This is a genomic window from Nonomuraea roseoviolacea subsp. carminata (assembly GCF_024172185.1).
GTDB classification, from domain to species: domain Bacteria; phylum Actinomycetota; class Actinomycetes; order Streptosporangiales; family Streptosporangiaceae; genus Nonomuraea; species Nonomuraea roseoviolacea.
Map to the genome: position 1 here is coordinate 6,377,676 of NZ_JAMZEC010000001.1, position 20,713 is coordinate 6,398,388.

General features: G+C 73.2%; 14 protein-coding genes. 5 read left to right on the forward strand and 9 right to left on the reverse strand.

What is annotated here, in order from left to right; all coding sequences use genetic code 11:
- Positions 1-30 precede the first annotated feature (30 nt).
- Positions 31-1,764: an ABC transporter ATP-binding protein gene (locus tag HD595_RS29535; RefSeq protein WP_253774636.1), complete on the reverse strand. Its 1,734-nt coding sequence runs from the start codon at positions 1,762-1,764 to the stop codon at positions 31-33.
- Between the two features lie 70 nt (positions 1,765-1,834).
- Between HD595_RS29535 and HD595_RS29540 the strand changes: the two genes are divergently transcribed.
- A complete protein-coding gene (locus tag HD595_RS29540) occupies positions 1,835-2,254 on the forward strand; it encodes a MarR family winged helix-turn-helix transcriptional regulator (protein WP_253774638.1) in 420 nt (139 codons plus the stop codon).
- Between the two features lie 34 nt (positions 2,255-2,288).
- Here HD595_RS29540 and HD595_RS46885 read toward each other — a convergent pair whose 3' ends face one another.
- Positions 2,289-3,524, reverse strand: coding sequence for a PucR family transcriptional regulator (locus HD595_RS46885; RefSeq protein WP_253774640.1), 1,236 nt, complete (start codon positions 3,522-3,524; stop codon positions 2,289-2,291).
- A gap of 100 nt (positions 3,525-3,624) precedes the next feature.
- On the opposite strand from HD595_RS46885, the gene HD595_RS29550 reads away from it, so the two are divergent.
- Entirely contained in the window at positions 3,625-5,724 is a 2,100-nt protein-coding gene (locus HD595_RS29550) for a M6 family metalloprotease domain-containing protein (protein ID WP_253774642.1), read from the forward strand.
- Between the two features lie 82 nt (positions 5,725-5,806).
- Entirely contained in the window at positions 5,807-8,377 is a 2,571-nt protein-coding gene (locus tag HD595_RS29555; RefSeq protein WP_253774643.1) for an ATP-binding protein, read from the forward strand.
- A 99-nt stretch (positions 8,378-8,476) separates the two neighbouring features.
- Here HD595_RS29555 and HD595_RS29560 read toward each other — a convergent pair whose 3' ends face one another.
- A complete protein-coding gene (locus HD595_RS29560) occupies positions 8,477-9,349 on the reverse strand; it encodes a hypothetical protein (RefSeq protein WP_253774645.1) in 873 nt (290 codons plus the stop codon).
- A 64-nt stretch (positions 9,350-9,413) separates the two neighbouring features.
- On the opposite strand from HD595_RS29560, the gene HD595_RS29565 reads away from it, so the two are divergent.
- Positions 9,414-10,205 carry a tyrosine-protein phosphatase gene (locus HD595_RS29565; RefSeq protein WP_253774676.1) on the forward strand — a complete coding sequence of 264 codons (792 nt, stop codon included), beginning with the start codon at positions 9,414-9,416 and terminating at the stop codon, positions 10,203-10,205.
- A 53-nt stretch (positions 10,206-10,258) separates the two neighbouring features.
- Here the strand turns inward: HD595_RS29565 and HD595_RS29570 are convergent, their stop codons facing one another.
- From HD595_RS29570 to HD595_RS29580, 3 genes are all read right to left on the reverse strand, one after another.
- On the reverse strand, positions 10,259-11,317 hold the full coding sequence (locus HD595_RS29570; RefSeq protein ID WP_253774678.1) for a spore photoproduct lyase family protein: 1,059 nt from the start codon (positions 11,315-11,317) through the stop codon (positions 10,259-10,261).
- Positions 11,318-11,421: 104 nt separating this feature from the next.
- The gene (locus HD595_RS29575) at positions 11,422-12,462 is read right to left on the reverse strand and encodes a Gfo/Idh/MocA family oxidoreductase (RefSeq protein ID WP_253774680.1); all 1,041 of its coding nucleotides are present in this window, start codon (positions 12,460-12,462) and stop codon (positions 11,422-11,424) included.
- A 72-nt stretch (positions 12,463-12,534) separates the two neighbouring features.
- Positions 12,535-13,437, reverse strand: a complete 903-nt coding sequence (locus HD595_RS29580) for a proteasome assembly chaperone family protein (RefSeq protein WP_253774683.1) — start codon at positions 13,435-13,437, stop codon at positions 12,535-12,537.
- Between the two features lie 452 nt (positions 13,438-13,889).
- On the opposite strand from HD595_RS29580, the gene HD595_RS29585 reads away from it, so the two are divergent.
- A complete protein-coding gene (locus HD595_RS29585; protein ID WP_253774685.1) occupies positions 13,890-14,810 on the forward strand; it encodes a terpene synthase family protein in 921 nt (306 codons plus the stop codon).
- A 39-nt stretch (positions 14,811-14,849) separates the two neighbouring features.
- Here the strand turns inward: HD595_RS29585 and HD595_RS29590 are convergent, their stop codons facing one another.
- The 3 genes from HD595_RS29590 to HD595_RS29600 all read right to left on the reverse strand — a co-directional run bounded on the left by HD595_RS29590 (position 14,850) and on the right by HD595_RS29600 (position 20,617).
- Positions 14,850-16,967 carry an ATP-binding protein gene (locus tag HD595_RS29590; protein WP_253774687.1) on the reverse strand — a complete coding sequence of 706 codons (2,118 nt, stop codon included), beginning with the start codon at positions 16,965-16,967 and terminating at the stop codon, positions 14,850-14,852.
- 231 nt (positions 16,968-17,198) lie between these two features.
- Positions 17,199-18,086, reverse strand: coding sequence for an ABC transporter permease (locus tag HD595_RS29595; RefSeq protein WP_253774689.1), 888 nt, complete (start codon positions 18,084-18,086; stop codon positions 17,199-17,201).
- Positions 18,083-20,617 (reverse strand): CocE/NonD family hydrolase, encoded by a 2,535-nt coding sequence (locus HD595_RS29600; RefSeq protein ID WP_253774691.1) that lies wholly within the window; start codon positions 20,615-20,617, stop codon positions 18,083-18,085. The genes HD595_RS29595 and HD595_RS29600 overlap by 4 nt, the downstream gene beginning before the upstream one ends.
- Positions 20,618-20,713 lie beyond the last annotated feature (96 nt).

Here is a 20,713-nt window from a genome sequence, read left to right on the forward strand (position 1 = left end):
GCGCGGCTAATTCCCAGGGAGTTCGCGGGGTCAGACGGGTTCGAGGGGGCGGTCGCGGCTCACCAGGGCCGCGTAGTGGCCGTCGAGGGCCAGCAGGTCCTCGTGCGTGCCGCGCTCGACGACCCGGCCGCCGTCCAGCACCACGATCTGGTCGGCGTCGCGGACGGTGGAGAGGCGGTGCGCGATGGTGATCGTCGTACGGCCCTCGGCGAGGGTGTCCAGCGCCTCCTGCACGGCCCGTTCGGTCTGGGTGTCCAGGGCGCTCGTCGCCTCGTCCAGCACCAGCACCGGCGGGTTGCGCAGCAGCGTGCGGGCGATCGCGAGACGCTGCTTCTCGCCGCCGGAGAAGCGGTAGCCGCGCTCGCCGACCAGCGTGTCGTAGCCGTCGGGCAGCGCGGCGATGTGGTCGTGGATGCGGGCCGCCCGCGCCGCCTCCCGCAGCTCGTCGTCGGTCGCGTCCGGCCGGGCGAAGCGCAGGTTGTCGGCGATGGAGGCGTGGAAGAGGTACGTCTCCTGCGACACCACGCCGACCGTGTCGGCCAGCGTCTCGAAGGTGAGCTCGCGCACGTCCACGCCGTCGATGGTGACCCGGCCGGCGCCGACGTCGTACAGCCGCGGCAGCAGGTAGCCGAGCGTGGTCTTGCCCGAGCCGGTCTCGCCGACGATCGCCAGGCTGGTGCCGGCCGGCACGGTGACGTCCACGTCCCGCAGCGCCGGGGCCTCGCCGTAGGAGAAGGACACGTCCTCGTAGCGCACCTCGCCCCGCACGGAGGTGAGCGCGCGGCGGCCCGGGTGGATGTCCACGGGCAGGTCGAGGTACTCGAAGATGCGGCCGAACAGCGCGAGCGAGCTCTGCACCTCCACGCCGAGCCGCAGCAGCGACACCGCCGGCCGGAACAAACTGACCTGGAGCGTCGTGAAGGCCACCAGCGTGCCCACGGAGATCGCCCCGGTGTAGCCGACCGCCCAGTAGATGACGGCGGGCATCGCGGCCATGACGATCTGGATGGACGCCTGCCGCCACCGCCCGGTCATGCTGGAGCGCACGCCGAGGTCGGCCAGCTCGTCCGAGGCGTCGGAGAAGCGGCGGGTGAGCTCGGCCGAGCGGCCCATGGTGCGGCCCAGCAGGATGCCGCTGATCGACAGCGACTCCTGGACCATCGAGGAGATGACCGCGAGCTTGCGCTGGCGCTCGGAGGTGATGCGCCGGCGCTCGGCGCCGACGTGGCGGCTGATCCACACGAAGACCGGCAGCAGCACGAGCGAGATCGCGGTCAGCCGCCAGTCGAGCGCGACCATGGCCACGACCGTGGCGATCACGGTGGTGAGGTTCGAGACGATCGAGGTGGCCGTGTTGGTGACCACGGACTGCATGCCGCCGATGTCGTTGGCGATGCGCGACTGCACCTCGCCGGTGCGGGTCCGGGTGAAGAAGGCCAGCGACATGCGCTGGAGGTGGGCGTACACCGAGGTGCGCAGGTCGTGCATGACGCGCTGGCCGACCGTGGTGGACACCAGCGTCTGCACGACGTCGAAGACGCTCGTGGTCACGGCGACGACGATCATGCCGAGGGCGAGCAGCGCGAGGAGGAGCGGGTCGCGGCGGGGGATGGCCACGTCCAGCACCTCGCGCAGCAGGAACGGCGAGGCCAGCGACACGAGCGACGACAGCAGGATGAGGGCGCCCACCAGGGCCAGGCGGCCGCGGTAGGCGCGGAAGAGCGTGACGACGCGCCGCAGGGGCGCGCGAGGTTCGTCTGCCAAGAAGACCCCTTTCGGATGTTCGCTCAAACAGAGGTTAACTCATATTTGTTCCCGCCTCTAAGCTTGGCTCATGGACGACATGGAGCTGTCCGAGCTCGTGCACCTGGTCAGCCGCAGGTTGCGGCACGGCTGGAAGAACCGGCTGGAGCCGCTCGGGCTGAACCCGGGCCAGGCGCGGGCGCTGCGCGCGCTGGTGGACGCCGGCCGGCCGCTGCGGATGGTGCAGCTCGCCGAGCAGCTCAGGATCGTGCCGCGTTCCGTGACGCCCGTCATCGACACCCTGGAGGAGCGGGGCCTGGTGCGCAGGGAGGTCGATCCGGCCAACCGCCGCTCGACGCTGGTGGTCATCACGGACGCCGGGCGCGAGGTGTACGAGCGGGTCCGCGAGGCGCGGCGCGCGGCCGGCCACGACCTCTTCGCGGTGCTCACGGACGAGCAGCGCGACCAGCTCAGGGAACTGCTCGGGACGGTGGAGGCCCAGTTCGGATGATCCGCCCGCGAAGGCGGGTCCAAGGAACGCGGGTTCAGCTCCCCGGGCGCGGCGTCCTCGGGCGGTAGCGGCCCGACAGGCGGGCCAGCTTGAGGCTCAGGTGCAGCGCCAGCCGCTCGCCGCCGTCCTTGAGGTCGGTGCCGGCCAGCTCCTCCACGCGTTGCAGCCGGTAGTACAGGGAGGTGCGGTGCAGGCGCAGGGCGCGCGAGGTGGCCACCGCGCTGCCCGCCAGGTCGAGGTACGCCTCCAGCGTCTCCAGCAGGGGGAGGTGCTGGTCGTCGTCGAGGAGGGGTTCGAGGCCGGGGTGCAGGTCGTGGTCCGGCAGGTGGGTGAGCATCCGGTAGACGCCGAGCCGGGTCCACTCCGCCGTACGGCCGGCGCCGGTCACCCGGGCGGCGACCTCGGCGGCGTGCCGGGCCTCGGCGTACGAGGCGGCGGCCCCGTCGAGCTCCGGCCGGGGCCGGCCCACCCCGACCGTGACCGGGAGGGGCATGGCGGCGTGCAGCTCCTCGGCGATCCCCAGCGCCACCGGCGGCCCCGGCTCCGCGGTGCCGGCGGCGATCAGCAGGACGACGTGGTCGTGGCGTACCAGGTGCAGGGGATGGTGACCGGTCAGCCGCCGCCGCAGCGTCAGCGCCCCCTGCTCCAGCGCAGCCCTGACCTCCTCGCCAGGCCGTGTGCCGACGAGGGGACGGGTCTCCACGGGGCCGGGAGAGCGTGTCTCCGCGAGGCCGCAGGGGCGGGCGACCAGGGCCGTCACCGGCTGGGCGCGGGGGAAGGCGCCCGCCTCCACCAGGCGGCGGGCCGCGTCGTGCTCCCCCAGCATCAGCCCCGCCACCGCCTCCAGCTCCCGCCGCGCGGGCAGCCCCGCGGTCAGGCTCTCGTGCAGCAGCGTCAGCCCCAGCCCGGGGGCCGCCGCCGCGGCCTCGGCCACCTGCGCCTCGGTCATGGGCGGGTCGGCGTCGATGAACCACAGGAAGCCGAGCAGCCCGCCGTCGTGCCGCACCGGGACGCAGACCCGCGGCAGCGGCCCCGTCCCGGGCGCGCCCGGGATCCGCAGGGGAGCGGTCGCGTCGTGGATCCCGGCCGCGGCCAGCCGCCGGCGGGCCTCCGGCGTGGCGCGGCGGCGCAGGATCGAGTCGCGGCGGGCGTCGTCCATGGCGCCGGTCTGCTCGCTGTGCGCGACGACCCGGTGCAGCCGGTCCTCCACCAGGAGGGGACGGCCGAGACGCGCGGCGAGGTCGTCCACGCTCTGCTGGAGGGTCGCCACGGCTCACCTGGGCATTTCAACAAATGTCGGAAAGGTCCCTACGGGTCTTCCCTACAACTGCGCGATGATCTCTGTCAATATCGCCTATAGCGTCCCATCCGTGAACGCCCCGAAGAAGCTGTTACGAGGTCTCCTCACCGCCCTGGTGCTCGTACCGGTGAGCCTGATGGCGACCCCCGCTTCCGCCGCGCCCCCCTCCGACCCCGAGCTTCCCTGGCGCCGGGCCCACTGGCCCCAGACGCAGCCATGGCAGCAGGACGGCCCCGACGTCCAGGAGCTGCGCTCCCGTCCCGCCGCCGACATCCCGCCGATCGACCCCCAGAACTGGGAGAACCCCGACCACATGACGTGGTCGGACTACAAGAAGATCCCCGGCACCACCTGGAACGACCCGGCGGTCAAGGGCTCCAAGCGCACCTTCAAGGGCGCCCTGGTGCTGCTCGACTACCCCAACCAGCCGTTCGTGGTCACGCAGCCCAAGGGCTCGACCATCTTCCAGAACCCCAGCGCCGAGGCCCACGACATCCCCCGCGACCAGGTCGCGAAGTTCTACCAGGACTTCCTCAACACCCCCAACGCCCTCAACAAGGGCCACACCATCCACGAGTACTGGATGGAGGACTCCGGCGGGCGCGTCGGCGTCGAGCTGACCGGCTTCGGCCCGTACACGATGCCCGGCAAGGACCACGAGTACGCCATGGAGTACCAGGCGGACGCGTGCCCGGCCGGCGACACCTGCAGCCGCAACCTGCGCGCCGACGGCAACGCCGCCTGGCTGGCCGCGGTCGGCGAGGAGACCGCCAAGCAGTTCGACTTCGTCTTCTACCTCAGCGCCGGCCAGGACGAGTCGTCCACCTGGCAGGAGTTCGGGATGATGAAGTTCCCGGACAAGGAGTCGGTGCCCGACGAATGGGGCCCGCCGGACCCCGCCCTGCCAAACTGGTCCAAGACCCGCTACGTCGACTGGACGTCCTGGCAGTCCGGCTCGACGTTCTGGCCCAACGCCCGCTTCGGCGTCGACTCGGTCCAGGCCGAGAGCTCCGGCATGTCCGTCTACGCCCACGAGCTGAGCCACATCATGGGCGTCGCCGACAACTACAACAACCCGTACGGCACGCCGCTGCGCCGCGCGTACTCCGGCATCTGGGAGATGCTCAGCCGCGGCACGTTCAACGGCCCCGGCGGCCCGCACAGCCGCTGGCTGATCCCGCCGACCTCCGGCTCCTCCATGGGCGCCCAGCACATGCTGCGCAACAAGATCAAGCTGGAGATGGTCGACGACCGCAACGTGCTCAGCCTGAACCGCGACGCGCTCGCCCAGTCGGGCCTGGTGACCGCCCGGGTCACGGCGCGCGCCGTGCGGCCCGGCACGGACGGGCTGATGGGCCTGAACATCGCGTTCGGCAGCGGCGACAAGAGCCCCGCCTGCGACGTCAAGACCGACCCGCTGTGCGACGGCGGCGGCTACGACAACTACACCGTCGAGGTCGTCGACCGCATGGGCACCGACTCCTTCACCCCCGACTCCGGCGTGCTGCTGGCCAAGACCAAGGACCAGGACCGGGCGCCGTTCATCTGGGTCGTCGACGCCAACCCGCAGGACATCGGCATGACCGACTACGTGCTGCCCGACGGCACCAAGGTGCCCATCACCATGGGCGACTACCGGCAGCTCTCCGACGCCCTGTTCCACGCGGGCACGAACTCGGGCAGCGAGTACGAGTTCACGGACCAGGCCAACCGCCTGCACTTCTACGTCACCGACGTCGAGCGCGACCGCAAGGGCGTGCTGTCGTACACGGTGGCGGTCCGCTCGCTCGACGGCGCCGGACCGCAGCGGCGCGGCGTCCGGCTGCTGCCCGCCGCCGGCGTCCCGGCCGGGCGCAACGTGTCGCGCTGCTCGTTCCCGCTGCTCAACACCGGCAAGGCGGCGCCGGCGCAGGGGCAGCACCCCGAGGACGTCAGCGCCTACCTCGGCTCCGACGTCTACCGGCTCACGGCGCAGGTCACGGGCAAGGGCTGGAGCGCCCAGCTGCCCAACGAGCTCGCGTCGGTCGCGTTCGGCAAGCGGGCCGGCGTGACCGTCAACGCGGTGCGCGCCTCCGGCGGCGACCGGCTGGCCACCGTCACGCTCACCGCCACCTCGGAGAGCGACCCGGCCAAGAAGGCCACCGCCACCTGCCACGTGATCGGCCTGTAGCAGGGGCACGTCCGCGGGGTACGGCCGGAACCCGGCCGTACCCCCTCGGCGTTCTCACGGTACGACGTGAAGAGAGGTCTCGTTGACCGGGCAGCCGCCTGACAAGCCCGAGCCCCGGCGCGCCGACACGCCGGAACCCCGGCGCGCCGACCAGCCGGAGCCCCGGCGTCGCAGGGTCCCCGTGGCCGCGCCCGTCGCCGCCGGGCTCGCCGCGGCGGCCGCCAGCATCCTGGCCGCCTCCCTGGAATGGGACATCCCGCCCATCGCCAAGATCGGCGTGACGGCCGGCGCCGCGATCCTCGTCGGCCTGACCACCTGGGCCACCACCGAGTCCAAACCCACGGCGCACACCAGGGCCGACCCCGCCTCCCGCGCTCCCGACCAGTGGCCGCCCGTGCCGGAGCACTTCACCGGCCGCACCGAGGCGCTGGCCGAGCTGCGCGAGGTCTTCGCCGCCCGCCGCAAGGCGAGCGACGTCGTCCCGCCACTCGTCGTGTCCGTCTACGGCAGGGGCGGCGTCGGCAAGTCCGCGCTCATGGCCCGCTTCGGCCAGGAGGTCGCCGGCTGGTTCCCCGACGGGCGGCTGCACGCCGACCTGCGCGGCGGCGCGGGCGCCCCCGTGCGGCCCGAGGAGGTGCTGATCGGGTTCCTGCGGGCGCTCGGCGTCCGCCTCACCACCGACCCCGGCGGCCTGGACGAACTGCGCAGGCTCTGGCTCACCTGGACCAAGGGCCGCCGCATCCTCATCGGCCTCGACAACGCGCACAGCGCCGAGCAGGTCAAGCCGCTCATCCCGGCCGAACCCGGCTGCGCCGTGCTCGTCACCTCGCGCCAGCCGCTGTTCCTCAACGCCACGCGCGACACCCGGCTCGGCGTGTTCAGCGAGGCGCAGGGCGTGGAACTGCTGGCCCGGCTGGCGGGCAGCGCCCGCGTCGTGGACGACCTGGACGCGGCCAAGGAGATCGTCCGGCTGTGCGACCGGCTGCCGCTGGCCATCGGCATCTGCGGCGGGCGGCTGGCCACCCGCGAGCAGTGGACGCTGCGCGAGATGGCCGGCCGGCTGGCCGACGAGCGCCGCATCCTCGACCAGCTCGAACTCGCGCCGACCGTGGACAAGAGCGTGCGCGCCTCGGTCCAGCTCAGCTACGACGACTGCACCGGCATGCAGCGCCGCCTGCTGCGGCTGCTGTCGGCGCTCACCGTGCCCGACGTGCCCGGCTGGGTGGCCGGCGAACTGCTCGACATCTCGGTGCTCGACGGCGCCGACCAGCTCGAGGCGCTCATCGACGCCCAGCTCGCCGAGTGCTCCGGCACCGACCAGACCGGGACCATGCGCTACCGGCTGCACGACCTGGTCCGCGTCTTCGCCGCCGAGCCGGCCGCCGAGGAGGACGAGGGCCGGCGCCGCGACGCGGTCGAGCGGGTGCTGTCCGGCTACCGCCGCCGCGCCGAGGCCGCCGCCCAGGACCGCTGGCCGCAGGACTGGAGCCGGGGCGGCCGCCGCTCCAGCGCCGAGGGCCAGGTCCACGCCGGCGACTGGCTGAACGCCGAACGGCTCAGCCTGGTCGCCCTGGCCGGCCTGGCCCGGGAGTACGAGCTGTGGGAGCTGACCTGGGGACTGGCCCGGGCGTTCTGCTCGCTCTGCCACTCGCTGCGCGCGTACTGGGCCGACTGGCGGCAGGTCGCCGAGCTGGGCTGCGAGGCGGCGCTGCGCTCCGGCGACCGGCGCGCGCTGGCCATCTCGCTGCTGGACCGGGCCGCCGTGCAGGGCGGGATCGGCGCCCACGAGCTGGGCCGCGCCGACGCCGAGCGGGCGCTGGAGCTGTTCACCGAGCTGGGCGAGACGTGGTGGGCGGCGCGGGCCCGGCGGGCGATCGGCATGGCGCTGTTCTCCGACGGGCACCTCGACCGCGCCCAGGAGCACCTGACGGGGGCGATCGCCGCGTTCCGGGCCGAGGACGACCAGTGGTGGATGGCCCGCACCCAGCGCAACCTGGCCGAGCTGCGGCTGGCCGAGCGGCGCCCGGAGGAGGCCAGGGAGCTGCTGGAGGACTCGCTGGCCGTCTTCGAGCGTTCGGGCAACCGGTACTCCGAGGCGCAGACGCTGCGCGCGTACGGCGAGGTGCTGGCCGCCCAGGCGCGCGGCCTGCGCCGGGACGGCGAGCACCGGGCCGCGCTCGACGGGTTCACCCGGGCCGGCCACAGCCTGAGCCGGGCCGCCGAGATGTTCCGGCAGCGCGGCGAGCTGTGGGAGGAGGCGCGCTGCCTGCGCGCCGCGGGCGAGGTCGGCGACCCGGCCAACGGGCTGCGCGAGCTGGAGTTCGTCCGGCGGGCCGAGGACATCCTGGCCGCGCTCGGCGACTCCTGGGGCGTGGCCCGCACCGCGCTGTCCGCCGGGCGGGCGCTGGCCCGGCTCGGGCGCATCGAGGAGTCGGAGCGGGAGCTGCGCCGGGCCGTGGAGGCGTTCCGGGAGCTGGACGACCGGTGGTGGATGGCGCTCAGCCTGCGCCACCTCGGCGAGGCGCACCTCGACGCCGGGGGCGCGCGGGCCGCGGTCGGCCCGCTGCGCGAGGCGCGCGAGATCTACCGCAGCCTCGGCAACGAGGCCGGCATGCGCCGCACCCTGGAGCTCCTGCGCCGCGCCGAAACCTGAGGATGCCCGGGCGAGCGGGGCCCTGGCGTGAGGGCGCTCGGGTGAGCGGGGCCCTGCCGTGAGGGCGCTGGGGTGAGCGGGGCCCTGCCGTGCGGATGCTCAGGTGAGCGGGGTCCGCAGGAGCTCGCCCGCGGTCCGGCGGGCCTGCAGCACGCTCTCCTCGAACAGCCGCCGCACCTGCCGCGCCTGCTCGCCCAGCTCCCGGATGTGCCGGTGCGCCAGGTCGTCGCGGACGGTGTCGGCGACCAGCCGCTGGTAGTCGGGCGTGCGCGCCGCCAGCGTCTCCAGCCGCTGGTGCGCGTGGTACACCTGGTCGGCGCGCGTCACCTGCCGCGCGTACTCCTCCAGGTGCCGCACCCGCCGCGACAGCGACGTCCAGGCCGCGTCCAGGGCCGTCGTGTACGGACGGAACGCGTCCTCCAGGCCCGAGGGCAGGACACGCGGGACCAGCCGGCGGTGCTCGGCGTGCATGGCCGACAGCCGCGCCAGCCGCTGGGCGATCTGCCACACCTCCTCCGGCAGCGTCACCTGGTTGTCGATGGTGTCGATGAACCCCGCCCGATGCACCGCGGAGGACAGGACGGCGTCCACGGCGTCCTGGGCGCGGCGCAGCAGCCGCTGGCACGGGTAGTCGAGGTCCTCGGGCAGCACGTAGTGCGCGGAGTACTCGCGCGCCAGCCGCACCCGCTGCCGGACGTCCCGCCGGCCCGCCGTCACGCTGGTGTACCGCAGCAGCCCGACCAGCCCGACGGCCCCCGCGGTGATCGCCGCGGCGGGCAGATCGGCGATGAGGTAGACCAGCAGGGCGATCCAGGGGACCAGGACGAGCAGGACGCGACCGCCCGACGCCTTGGGCTCCGCATCGGTGCGGGCCATGCGGAGGAGGTGCGGCCCCGACCACAGCCGGGCCCAGACGTCCCGCGGCAGTCCTGGATCGATCACCACCCGAGGAGGCAGAGCGCGTGGATCCATATGTTCATGCTGCGTTATGAACATCGAATTCGCTGAAGATTGGCGGACATATAGGGTCTAAGCGATGAACGCGATGACGAGATGGATCGACCTGGAAGGCGCCGTCAACGTCCGCGACCTGGGCGGGCTGCCCACCGTCGACGGAGGCGTCACCCGTTACGGCCGGATCTTGCGGTCGGACAACCTCCAAGGGCTCACGGACCGCGACGTGTCGCGCCTCGTGGGCGAGCTCAAGCTGCGGCACGTCGTGGACCTCCGCTCGACGGCCGAGGTCACCCTGGAAGGACCGGGCCCGCTGGCCGGCGTGCCGGAGGTGACACACCACCATCTGACGCTGTTCGCCGAGGGCGGCCGGCACACCGACGTCGAGGCCGACACCATCGACGCCGACAAGGTGCTGCCCTGGCAGGAGCGCCAGCTCGACGAGGACCTGCGGATGACCGGGTTCTACTACGGCTACCTGCGCGACCGTCCAGACTCGGTGGTGGCGGCGCTGCGGGCCATGGCGCTGGACGACGGCGCGGCCGTGGTCCACTGCGCCGCCGGCAAGGACCGCACCGGCGTGCTGTCGGCGCTGGCGCTGGAGGCGGCGGGCGTCACCCGGCAGGCGATCGTCGAGGACTACGTGGCGACGGGCGAGCGGCTGGAGCTGGTGCTGGGGCGGCTGCGCTCCAGCAGCACCTACCGCGACGACCTGGACTCGCGTCCGGCCGACGACCACATGCCGCGCCCCCGTTACATCCAGCAGTTCCTGTCGGTGCTGGACGAGCGGTTCGGCGGGCCGATGGGCTGGCTGGGGGCGCACGGCTGGACGGCCGCGGACACCGAGGCCATCCGGGCGCGCCTGCGCGACTGAACGGGCGTTCCGGCGTTCAGGTTCCGGCGTTCAGAAGGCGTAGCTTCCGGCGTTCAGAAGGCGTAGCGGACGCGGCAGCAGGGGAGCTCGGCGGCGAGCAGGTCGAGGAGGGCGGCGACGTAGCGCCCCTTGTGGCCGGTGCGGTAGCGGACGTTCCAGCCGCCCGTCTCGGAGCGCTTGGCCTGCTGGAGCTCCGGCCGCCACAGCACCTCCTCCGCCTTCGGATGCCAGCCCAGGTTGACCTGGTGGAGCCGGTCGTTGTGGGTGAGGAAGATCACCTCGGCGGCGAGCTGGGCGCGGGCCTCGGGAGACAGCGCGTCGCCGAGCCGGCCCAGCAGCTCCGCCCAGTCCGCCAGCCAGCCGTCCCGGACCACCACCGGGCTCAGGTTGACGTGCACCTCGTAACCGGCCGCGACGAAGTCGTTGATCGCGTCGATGCGCTCGCCGATCGGGGAGGTGCGGATGTCCAGCAGCTTGGAGTCGGCGGCGGGCATGAGGCTGAAGCGGACGCGGGTGCGCCCCCGCGGGTCCCAGTCGAGCAGGTCGCGGTTGACGTACTTGGTGGCGAAGCTGGCCTTGGCGTTCGGCAGGTCACGGAAGAGCTCCACCAGGTCCCGTACGTTGTCGGAGATCATGGCGTCGACCGAGCAGTCGGAGTTCTCGCCGATGTCGTACACCCACAGGCGGGGATCGACCTGGTTGGGCTCGGGCTTGTCGCCCTGGCGAGCGGCGTGCCGCCGCAGGTAGCCGGTGATCTGGTCGATGTTGGCGAACACCGTGATCGGGTTGCTGTAGCCCTTGCGGCGCGGCACATAGCAGTAGGCGCACGCCATGGCGCAGCCGTTGGCCGTGGACGGCGCGATGAAGTCGGCCGAACGGCCGTTGGGGCGGGCGGTCAGCGACTTCTTGACGCCGAGCACGAGCGCCTCGGTCTTGATCCGCACCCAGCGGGCCACGTTGGCCTCGTCGCCGTACAGTTCCGGGATGCGGTGGTGGCTGTCGATCTCGACGATCTCGGCGCCGGGGAAGCGGCCGAGGATCTCCCGCCCGCGCGGCAGGGCGGCCGCCTCGGGCTCGACGTAGACGCGCCGGACGTCGAGGAGGCCGGTCAACGGCGCTCCGGCTGTTCCACAGGACAACCCTATGCGGTCCTGGACGCTGAGTTGCCAGGTCAGGGCGGGTGCGCCGCGCCGGGCTCGTGCCGGAGGGCGTGCCGTCAGGCGAGGGTGACGACCGTGTGCTCGGCCGCCGAGCGGCGGGCCGCCTCCAGGACGGCCAGCGCGCCGGCCACGCTCTCGGGCGTGACCGGCGGCGGCGCCCCCTCGCGCAGGCACGCCGTGACGCCCCGGTAGAAGTCGAGGTACGCGCCGGGCAGCGTGGGCACCATGCCCTGCCGCTCGGTGTCGCCGAGGGTGCCCCATCGCTCCTCGGGCTCCTCGCCGAACCCCGGGGAGTCGGGCGTCAGGCCGGCTCGCAGCCGCTCCTCCTGCACGTCCAGGCCGTCCTTGACGTACGCGGCCAGCGAGCCGAGCACCCGGAACCGGGGGCCGGGCCGGGCGGCCAGCGCGCTGGCCCACAGGTGGGACCTGGTGCCGCCGGCGTGGGTGAGGGCGAGGAAGGTGTCGTCGTCGCCGGAGACGCCGGCGCGCCGCACGTCGCTCTCGGCGTAGACCTCGCGCACCGGGCCGAAGAGCTCGATCGCCTGGTCGACGAGGTGGCTGCCGAGGTCGTAGAGCAGGCCGCCGATCTCCTCCTCGCCGCCGCTCTCGCGCCAGCCGCCCTTGGGCCGGGGCCGCCAGCGCTCGAAGCGCGACTCGAAGCGGTGGACCTCGCCGAGGGCGCCGCCCTTCACCAGCTCGCGCACGGTGAGGTAGTCGCCGTCCCAGCGGCGGTTCTGGAAGACGGTCAGCATGAGGCCGCGCTCCTCGGCCAGGGCGGCGAGCTCGCGGGCCTCGGCGGCGGTGCGGGCGAGCGGCTTGTCGACGACGACCGGCTTGCCGCGCGTGAGCGCCTCGGTGGCGAGCGGCACGTGGGTGCGGTTGGGCGAGGCGACGACGACGAGGTCGCACAGGTCCCACAGCTCGCCGGGGGAGGGCACGGCGCGCGCGCCGTAGCGGGTGGAGGCGTCGGCGGCGCGGCCCGCGTCGCGGGTCACCACGGCCGCCAGTGTCAGGCCCTCGGCGGCGTGGATAAGCGGCGCGTGGAAGTACGCGCCGGCCGTGCCGTATCCGATCAGGCCGACCCGGATGTCGCTCATCGGGCCAGCCTAACGGGTGAGCGCCGGCCCCCTCGGTTCCCTCGCGGTCCTCCTCGTCCCGCCCTGTCGTCGCTACTCGTCGTCGCGTTCGGCCAGGAAGCGTTCGAACTGGGCGGCCAGCTCGTCGCCCGTGGGCATCTGCGCCGCCTCGGCGATGAGGTTCTCGCGGTCGGCGCCCCCGGCGAACGCGTCGTACTGCTGCTCAAGCCCCGAGATGGCGGTCGACAGCTCCGAGGACGCCTGGATCTGCTCCTCGATCTCGGCCGTGGTGCGCCGGGCGGCCTCGCGCAGCGCGTCCATGGGGAAGACCAGCCCGGTGCCCCGGGTCACGGCCTCCAGCGCGGTGACGGCGGCCTGCGGGTACTCGGCCTGGGCCAGGTAGTGGGGGACGTGGACCGCGTAGCCGAGCGCGTCGTGGCCCTCGGCGCCCAGGCGGTACTCGATCAGCGCGGCGGCGCTGCCGGGCACCTGGACGCGGCCGAACGTGCTGGTCTGGTCGGCGTTGAGCAGTTCCGGCCGGCTGGCGTGCGGGGTGATGCCGAGCGGGCGGGTGTGCGGCACGGCCATGGGGATGCCGTGGACGGTGACGAGCCTGCTGACGCCGAGCCGCTCGACCAGCGTGCCGACGGCCCGGGTGAACAGCTCCCACTCGCGGTCCGGCTCAGGGCCGTTCATCACGAGGAACGGCACGCCGGTGGCGTCCTTCACCGCGTACACGGCCAGCTCCGGCATCTCGCAGGACACCCACCGGTCGGTGTCGAACGTCATGACGGGGCGCCGGGAGCGGTAGTCGAGCAGCCGGTCCACGTCGAAGCGCGCCACCACCCGGTGCTCCAGCCCGTCGAGCACGTGCGCGAGCGCGAGCCGCCCGGCGCCTCCGGCGTCCACGAAGCCCTCGAAGTGGTAGAGCAGCACCGGGTCGGCCGGCTCCGGCACGTCGTCGGCGAGCTTGTAGAGATCCGTCGGGTCGAACACGGTTGGACAGCCTTTCCCTAGCTACTCTCAGGTGAAACCCACGGCGAGCCGGAACGATTCCGTGCACGGCACCCTATCGAGACAGAGGGGACCGGCCGGGCGGGGTCTGGCGGGCCAGGTTCGGCGGCGAAGGTGACACTTTGCTGCTGCCGGGGTCACGCCGGCGACCGTGCGCGGGCCCCGCGCGCCGCGCTGCCCGCCCGATCCGGGCGGCGACCGTCGAGGACACGGCGCGGCAGGTTCGCACACGGCGAATTCCGTGAATGGTTCCGTCAAATGGGTGAATAGTACGCAATAGTGCTAAATATCCGAAAATGACATGGAAGTTAGCGGCTGTGGTTTTTCGGACTGCAGCTCGTCATGCTGTATGAGTGGCTACTTCTGCGCGTCCCTTCACGAGGCGACCCCTCCGCATCCCCCCGCTGCCATGCCCGTTCCCGAACGAGATCAACGTGCACGCCGCAGAGGTCGACGCGGAGAGCCACGCCTGGCTGGCCGCCTCCAGCATGCTCGCCGGAGCCGACACCATCGAGCACTTCCGGCGCTCCCAGATCGGCCTGCTGGCCGCCCGCACCAATCCGTCCGTCCCCCGCGACAGCCTCCGGCTGATCAACGACTGGTACAACTGGTTATTCGCGTTCGACGACGCCTTCTGCGAGAGCGAACGGGTGGGATGCCGGGCCTCAGCGCTGGCCCGCGCCCTGCCGCCGCTCCTGGAGATCGTCGACGGGCGCCGCAAGCCCGATCCGGCCGACCCGTTCGGGGTCGCGCTCGACGAGCTGCTCCACCGGCTGTCCGACATCGCCACCCCCGCCCAGGTGGACCGCTGGCGCATCACGGTGAAGGAATACCTGTTCGCCCAGATCTGGGAGGCGGCCAACCGGGAGGTCGACCTCATCCCCACGCCCGACGACTACATCCTGATGCGCCGCATCACCGGCGCCACCTTCACCTGCTTCGCGCTCATCGACGTGGGCGGCGGCTACCGGCTCGAGGCGGAGGAGTGGCACCACCCGGACGTGCGCGCCCTGTCGGACCTCGCGTGCGACCTCATCGGCTGGGACAACGACCTGCTGTCCTACGCCAAGGAGCGCGACCGCGACAAGGCCCGGCACAACCTCGTCACGGTGCTGGGCACCCACCGCGCCCTCACCCTCCAGGAGGCCCTGGAGGAGGTGGCGCGCATGCACGAGGCCGCGGTCACCGCGTTCGTCGCGCGGCGCGCGGCCGTGGAGCAGTGGGCGTCGCTGCCCGTGCGCAAGTACGTGCGCGGCCTGGAGAACTGGGTGCGGGGACACATCGAGTTCTCCCTCGGCAGCGCCCGCTACGTGCACGCCTGGCCCGCCGGCACCCGCTGGCCGCGGGTCGTCTGACACCCGCCTTCCGGGCAGCCCCTCCCCGCCCCGAGAACGTCAGCCGTCCGAGGTGTCCAGCTCGCCCAGGGCGAGCGCGGACGCCTCGTCGAGGTCGAGCCGCGCGCCCGCCTCGAAGGCGGCCCGGTAGGCCGCCTCGCCCAGCGCCTTCTGGCACTCCTTGACGCACCGCTCGTGGTCGCTGGTCAGGAACGGCGCGCCGAGCATCGGCAGGCCGGCCGTGCGCCAGTTCTGCTGCAGCGCGCCCAGCAGCTTGGCCGCCACGGCGCTCTGCTCGTCGGCGGCGAAGATGCGGGCCATGGTCTCCAGCCCGAGCAGGGTGCCCAGCGTGTCGTGGAAGTGCCGCTTGATCCGCACGCCCTCGCGGGCGCTCTCCAGCGCCTGACCGGTGCGCCGGGTCGCCAGCCTGGTGATCGACAGCGCCCACTGCGCGTACGAGCTGACCCACAGCTCGCCCCGCTCCCGGCACACCTGCAGGCAGTCGACCAGCAGCGACTCCGCCTCGTACAGCTCGCCCTGCGACGACAGCACCAGCGACAGCTCGACGATCGCGGGCAGCAGACCCGGGGTGAGCTCCTTGTTGTCGGTGTTGAACTCGATCGCCACGCCGAGCAGCGCGCTGGCCTTCTGCAGGTCGCCCTGGAGCAGCGCGGCCGTGCCCTGCATCTTGGAGGCGAGGATGACGGCCTTGGAGTCGCCGACCCGGACCGCCTCGCTGCTGCACTGCTCGGCCGCCTCCAGCGCGCCCGCGCTGTCGCCCTGGGCGCTGCGGACGTACGACAGCACCCACAGCGCCTTGCAGCGCTCCTTGCTCACGCCCGGGTTGGCGTGCAGCGCCCGTTCCAGGTACAGGCGGCCCTCGCGGGCGAAGCCGCAGCACACCCACATGAACCACAGCGACGACAGCAGCGTCAGCGCCTGGAGCGCCGAGCCGGGCGTGCGCAGCGCGTGCTCCAGCGCGACGCGCACGTTGTCGTGCTCCTGGCGCATCCGTACGAACCAGTAGATCTGCCGCGGGACGGACCACGCGTCCTCGCCGCGCTGGGCGAGGGTCAGGTAGTAGTCGAGGTGACGCTGGCGCATGCGGTCGCGCTCGCCGAGCTTGTCCAGCCACTCCTCGCCGTACTCGGCCAGCGTGTCGATCAGCTTGTAGCGCACGCCCGCGTGGTTGCTCCGGATGAGCAGCACCGACTTCTCCACCAGCCCGGTCACCAGGTCGGTGATGCGCTCGGCGGCCAGCCGCTCGTCGGCGCAGACGAACCGCGCCGCGTCCAGCTCGAAGTCGCCGGCGAACACCGAGAGCCGCGCCCACAGCAGCCGCTCCGCCGGGTCGCACAGCTCGTGGCTCCAGCCGATCGCCGCCCGCAGCGTCTGGTGGCGCGGCAGCGCGGTGCGGCTCGCGCCCGCCAGCAGGCTGAACCGGTCGGCCAGCAGCTCCACGATCTGCTCCACCGACAGGGCGCGCAGCCGCACGGCCGCCAGCTCGATGGCCAGCGGGATGTCGTCGAGCCGCCGGCACAGCTCGGCCACCGCGCCGATGTTGCGCTCGTCGAGCACGAAGTCGGGCACCACGGCCCCGGCCCGCGCCGCGAACAGCTGCACCGACTCGTTGGTGAACAGGCTCTCCGCCGGGTCGTCGCCCGGCACCTGGAGCGGCGGCACCGGCACCACGTGCTCGTACGGCAGGTGCAGCGACTGGCGGCTGGTGGCCAGCACCTTCAGCCGGGGATTGCTCTCCAGCAGCTCCTCGACCAGCTCGGCACAGCCCTGCACGAGATGCTCGCAGGTGTCGATGATGAGCAGCATGTCACGGTCACCGACCCACTCCGACAGCGTCTCGGAGGCGGCCCGCGAGGACTGGTCGGCGATGCCCAGCGCCGAGGCGATGGTGTGCCGGACCATGCCGGAGTCCTGCAGCCGGGCCAGGTCGGCGAACCAGACGCCGTCCTCGTACTGGGCGCGCACCTGGTGGGCGAGGCGCAGCACGGTGCGCGACTTGCCGACCCCGCCGATCCCGGTCACGGTGACCAGCCGTGACTCGCCGAGATGGCGCTTGAGGTTGGCGAGAAGGCGTGTGCGCCCCACGAAGCTCGTGAGCTCCGCCGGCAGATTGCCCTCTCGCCGCCAGCCGGTCGGGGTGGCCATCGGCAGCCTCACGTGGGGGTAGGCGACACCTGCCCTGGCATCGTACCCTCGCCGCCCGCCGATGTCCGGTCTCCCGCGCGGCCCGAGGGGTCAGGTTTGTACGTCTCGATAGCATGTATGCCGTGAGCGACTATCTCCCGGAACAGACGTCCGACGACACCGACCTCGGCTGGGGCGACGAGCGCGACGACGACGCCGACGCCTTCTACCTCGACAACAAGCCCCCGCACTGGGGCTGAGCGCTCAGCTCACCACGTCCTTGCGGCGGAAGCGGCGGAACGCCACCGCGACCAGCACGGCCGCGTAGGTCACCGACACCGACGCGCCCCTGATCATCCCGCTCAGGTCGGGCTCGGGCGCGAGGGCGTCCAGCCACGCGGTGTTCCAGAACGTCGGCAGGAACTCCCGGGCCGGGCCGAGCGCCTCCACCGCCTGCAGGATGCTGCTGACGATCCACAGCCCCACGGCCCCGCCCACCGCGCCGAGCGGCGAGTCGGTGACCGTCGAGATCAGGAAGGCCAGCGCCGCCACCACGAGCTGGCTCACCAGCGCGTACGCGATGACGATCCCGAAGCGCGGCAGCACGTCGAGCGCCGGGATCGTCTCGCCCGTGCCGGGCACCTGGATGTCGTTCCAGCCGAACGCGAGCGTGCCCGCGAGCAGCGCCATCAGCGGCAGGACGACCACCGCGCTCGCCGAGTAGCCGAGCGCCACGACGAGCTTCTGCCGCAGCAGCCGGTCGCGCGGCACCGGCGCGGCCAGCAGGTAGCGCAGCGACGACCAGCTCGCCTCGCTGGAGACCGTGTCGCCGCAGAACAGCGCGACGGCCACGACGAGCAGGAAGTTGGCCGACACCGACAGCACGAACGCCGCGAAGTTCAGCCCGCCGGCGGTCGCGAGGTCGGAGACGCGCAGCGACGCCTGCTGCTGACCGCCGCCCTGCGGGCCGAGCTGGAAGGCGAGCACGAGGATCCAGGGCAGCGCCAGCAGCAGCCCGAACATGGCCAGCGTGCGCCGGCGCTTGAACTGCCGGACGATCTCCACGCGCAGGGGCAGCGTGCGGCTCGGCGCGTAGCCGGGGGCGTGCGCGTGACCGGATGCCCGCGCGGGGCCGGGGGCGGTGGTGGTCACGACTTGTCTCCGATGAGGTCGAGGAACACGTCTTCGAGCCGGGGGCCGTGCCCGTTGGTCCGCGCCGCCCCGTCGAGGAGCACGGACACCGGGCCGGCGGACACCAGGCGGCCCCGGTGCATGACCACGACGTGGCTGCAGGTCTGCTCCACCTCCGCCAGCAGGTGGCTGGAGACGATGACCGTGCGGCCGTCGCGGGCGTAGCGCTTGAGCACCTCGCGCATCTCGCGGATCTGGGGCGGGTCGAGCCCGTTGGTGGGCTCGTCGAGCACGAGCAGGTCGGGCAGGCCCAGCATCGCCTGGGCGATGGCCAGCCGCTGCCGCATGCCCTGCGAGTACGTGCGCACGGCCCGCTCCAGGGCCTTGCCCAAGCCCGCGATCTCCAGCGCCTCGGCGAAGCGCGCGTCCTCGGCGGGCCGCCCGGTCGCCGCCCAATAGAGCTCCAGGTTGTCGCGCCCGGACAGGTGCGGCAGGAAGCCGGGCCCCTCGACGAAGGAACCGAGCCGCGACAGCACCGGCGCCCCTGGGGTGACGGGCTCGCCGAAGATGCGGATCTCGCCGTCGTCGGGGCGGATGAGGCCCATCATCATGCGCATCGTGGTGGTCTTGCCCGCGCCGTTGGGGCCGAGCAGGCCGAGCACCTGGCCGCGCTCCACCCGGAACGACAGCCCGTCCACGGCCTTGTCGCCGTTGCGGTACGCCTTGGTCAGCCCGCTGATCTCCAGCGGCACGTCCGCGCCGGAGCCGGCGGACGCGGGCCGCGGCCGGTTCCGGCCCGTCACCAGCAGCGCCACGGCGATCACGACCGCGACGAGCGGCATCGCCCACACCCACCAGGCCACGCCGGTCGCGGGCGTCTCCAGCGCGGCCACGGTCGGCACGGCCAGCGCGGCCGAGGCCAGGCCCACCTGGTACGAGGCCGCCCGCGCGGGCGTGGCGTAGCCCATGTCGGTGGTCGAGACCGTCAGCCGCAGCCGGTGGCCGGCGGAGAAGAGGCGGTCGACGGCCGGCAGCGCCACCGTGGCCTCGGTGCTGCCGGCCCCCTCCGGGATCGTCACCCGGAACGGCGCGACCAGCCCGGCGGGCAGCGTGGGCGGCTGCACGCCGTCGGCCACGTCGAGGAGCTTGGCGAACAGCGTCACCTCGCCCTTGCCCGACACCCTGAGCCGCACGGTGGGGCTGCCGGTGAGCTGGAGGGGCCGGGTCAGCGGCGCCGACTCGAAGGAGGCGCTCTGCCCCGGCATGTCCAGCGACACGCTCACGTTGCCCTGGCCGCCGCCGCCCAGCAGGCCGCTGATGCCCGGCACGGTGGAGATCGCGGCGGGGGAGCCGCCGGGCGGGTTGGCCACGTTCTGGTCGGGGCCGCTCAGCGTGACCTGGGTGGTCGCGGTGCCGCCCAGGCCGGGGTAGCCGCCGGTCTCGGGGTGCACGCGGACGCGCTGGCGGGTGCCCGGGTCGCGCCCGGCGTCGCGGGTCACCGTGAACGCCTTCGCGACAGGGGAGCCGTCTCCCTTGAGGTGGCGGCCGAACCAGGCGGTGGTCTGCTCGTACAGCCAGTCGTTCTCGCCGTCGCCGCCGTCGTGGCCCCCGTCGAACCAGGCGACGCTCACCGGCGTGCCGGCGGCGGCGATCGCCCTGGCGTTGGCGTCGGCCTGGCCGAGCGGGAACAGCGAGTCGCGCTGCCCCTGCAGGAGCAGCGTCGGCGCCTTGATCCGGCCCGCCACGGTGACCGGGCTGGAGGCGCGCAGCAGGGCGACCGCCTCGGGCGTGGCCCGGCCGGTCTCGGCGACCTGCTGGTAGACGCGGCAGATGTCGGGCGTGAACCGGCCGCAGCGGGCCTCCTCGGCCGTCAGCGGCCGGGCCGGGGCCTGCGCCCGCGCCGCCAGCCCGCCCAGGCCCTGGATCTCGCCGCCGCCCCGGCCGAAGAAGAAGCCCGCCCACATGCGCTTGAACACGCCGTTCTCCGGCCCCTTGCCGGTGGCGTCGGGGAACAGCGCGTCGGCCAGGTCGGCCCAGGTGATCTGCGGGACGATCGCGTCGATCCGGGAGTCGTGGGCGGCCGTCATCAGCGCGATGGAGCCGCCGTACGAGCCGCCGGCGATGCCCACGCGCGGGTCGCCCGGCCCGTCGAGCCGCACCTCGGGCCGCCGGGCCAGCCAGTCGACGAGCTGCTTGACGTCCTTGACCTCGTAGTCGGGGGAGTTGAGCGCGATCTGCCCGGTGGACGCGCCGAAGCCGCGCGCCGACCAGGTCAGCACGGCGTAGCCGTCGGCGGCCAGCCGCCGCGCCTGGGCGCGCATGCCGTCCTTGTCGCCGCCGAACCCGTGGGCGAGCAGCACAGCCGGGGCCCGGCCGCCGCCGGCCGGCGGGTAGAAGGCGGTGTCGAGCTCGACGCGCTGGTCGCCCGCCGGGCCGTCGAGCACGGTGATCCGCTGCTCCTGCGCGCGCACCTCGGGCGCCGACGGCCAGGCCAGCCAGGCCCCCACTCCCGCGAGGACGAGCACCACGAGGAGGGCGACCACACGTTTCATGGCGGAAAGCCTACTTACCGCACCTGAGAGGACCCTGAGATCATGCGGCCCGCTCACCTTCGACGAGCGCACAGCCGCGCGCACAGCCGAGCGCAC

Excerpts from the sequence above, each read along its gene's own strand:
- HD595_RS29540 (WP_253774638.1), top strand. The coding sequence starts at position 1,835 with ATGGACGACATGGAGCTGTCCGAGCTCGTGCACCTGGTCAGCCGCAGG.
- HD595_RS29560 (WP_253774645.1), bottom strand. The coding sequence starts at position 9,349 with ATGGATCCACGCGCTCTGCCTCCTCGGGTGGTGATCGATCCAGGACTG.
- HD595_RS29600 (WP_253774691.1), bottom strand. The coding sequence starts at position 20,617 with ATGAAACGTGTGGTCGCCCTCCTCGTGGTGCTCGTCCTCGCGGGAGTG.
- HD595_RS29565 (WP_253774676.1), top strand. The coding sequence starts at position 9,414 with ATGAACGCGATGACGAGATGGATCGACCTGGAAGGCGCCGTCAACGTC.
- HD595_RS29575 (WP_253774680.1), bottom strand. The coding sequence starts at position 12,462 with ATGAGCGACATCCGGGTCGGCCTGATCGGATACGGCACGGCCGGCGCG.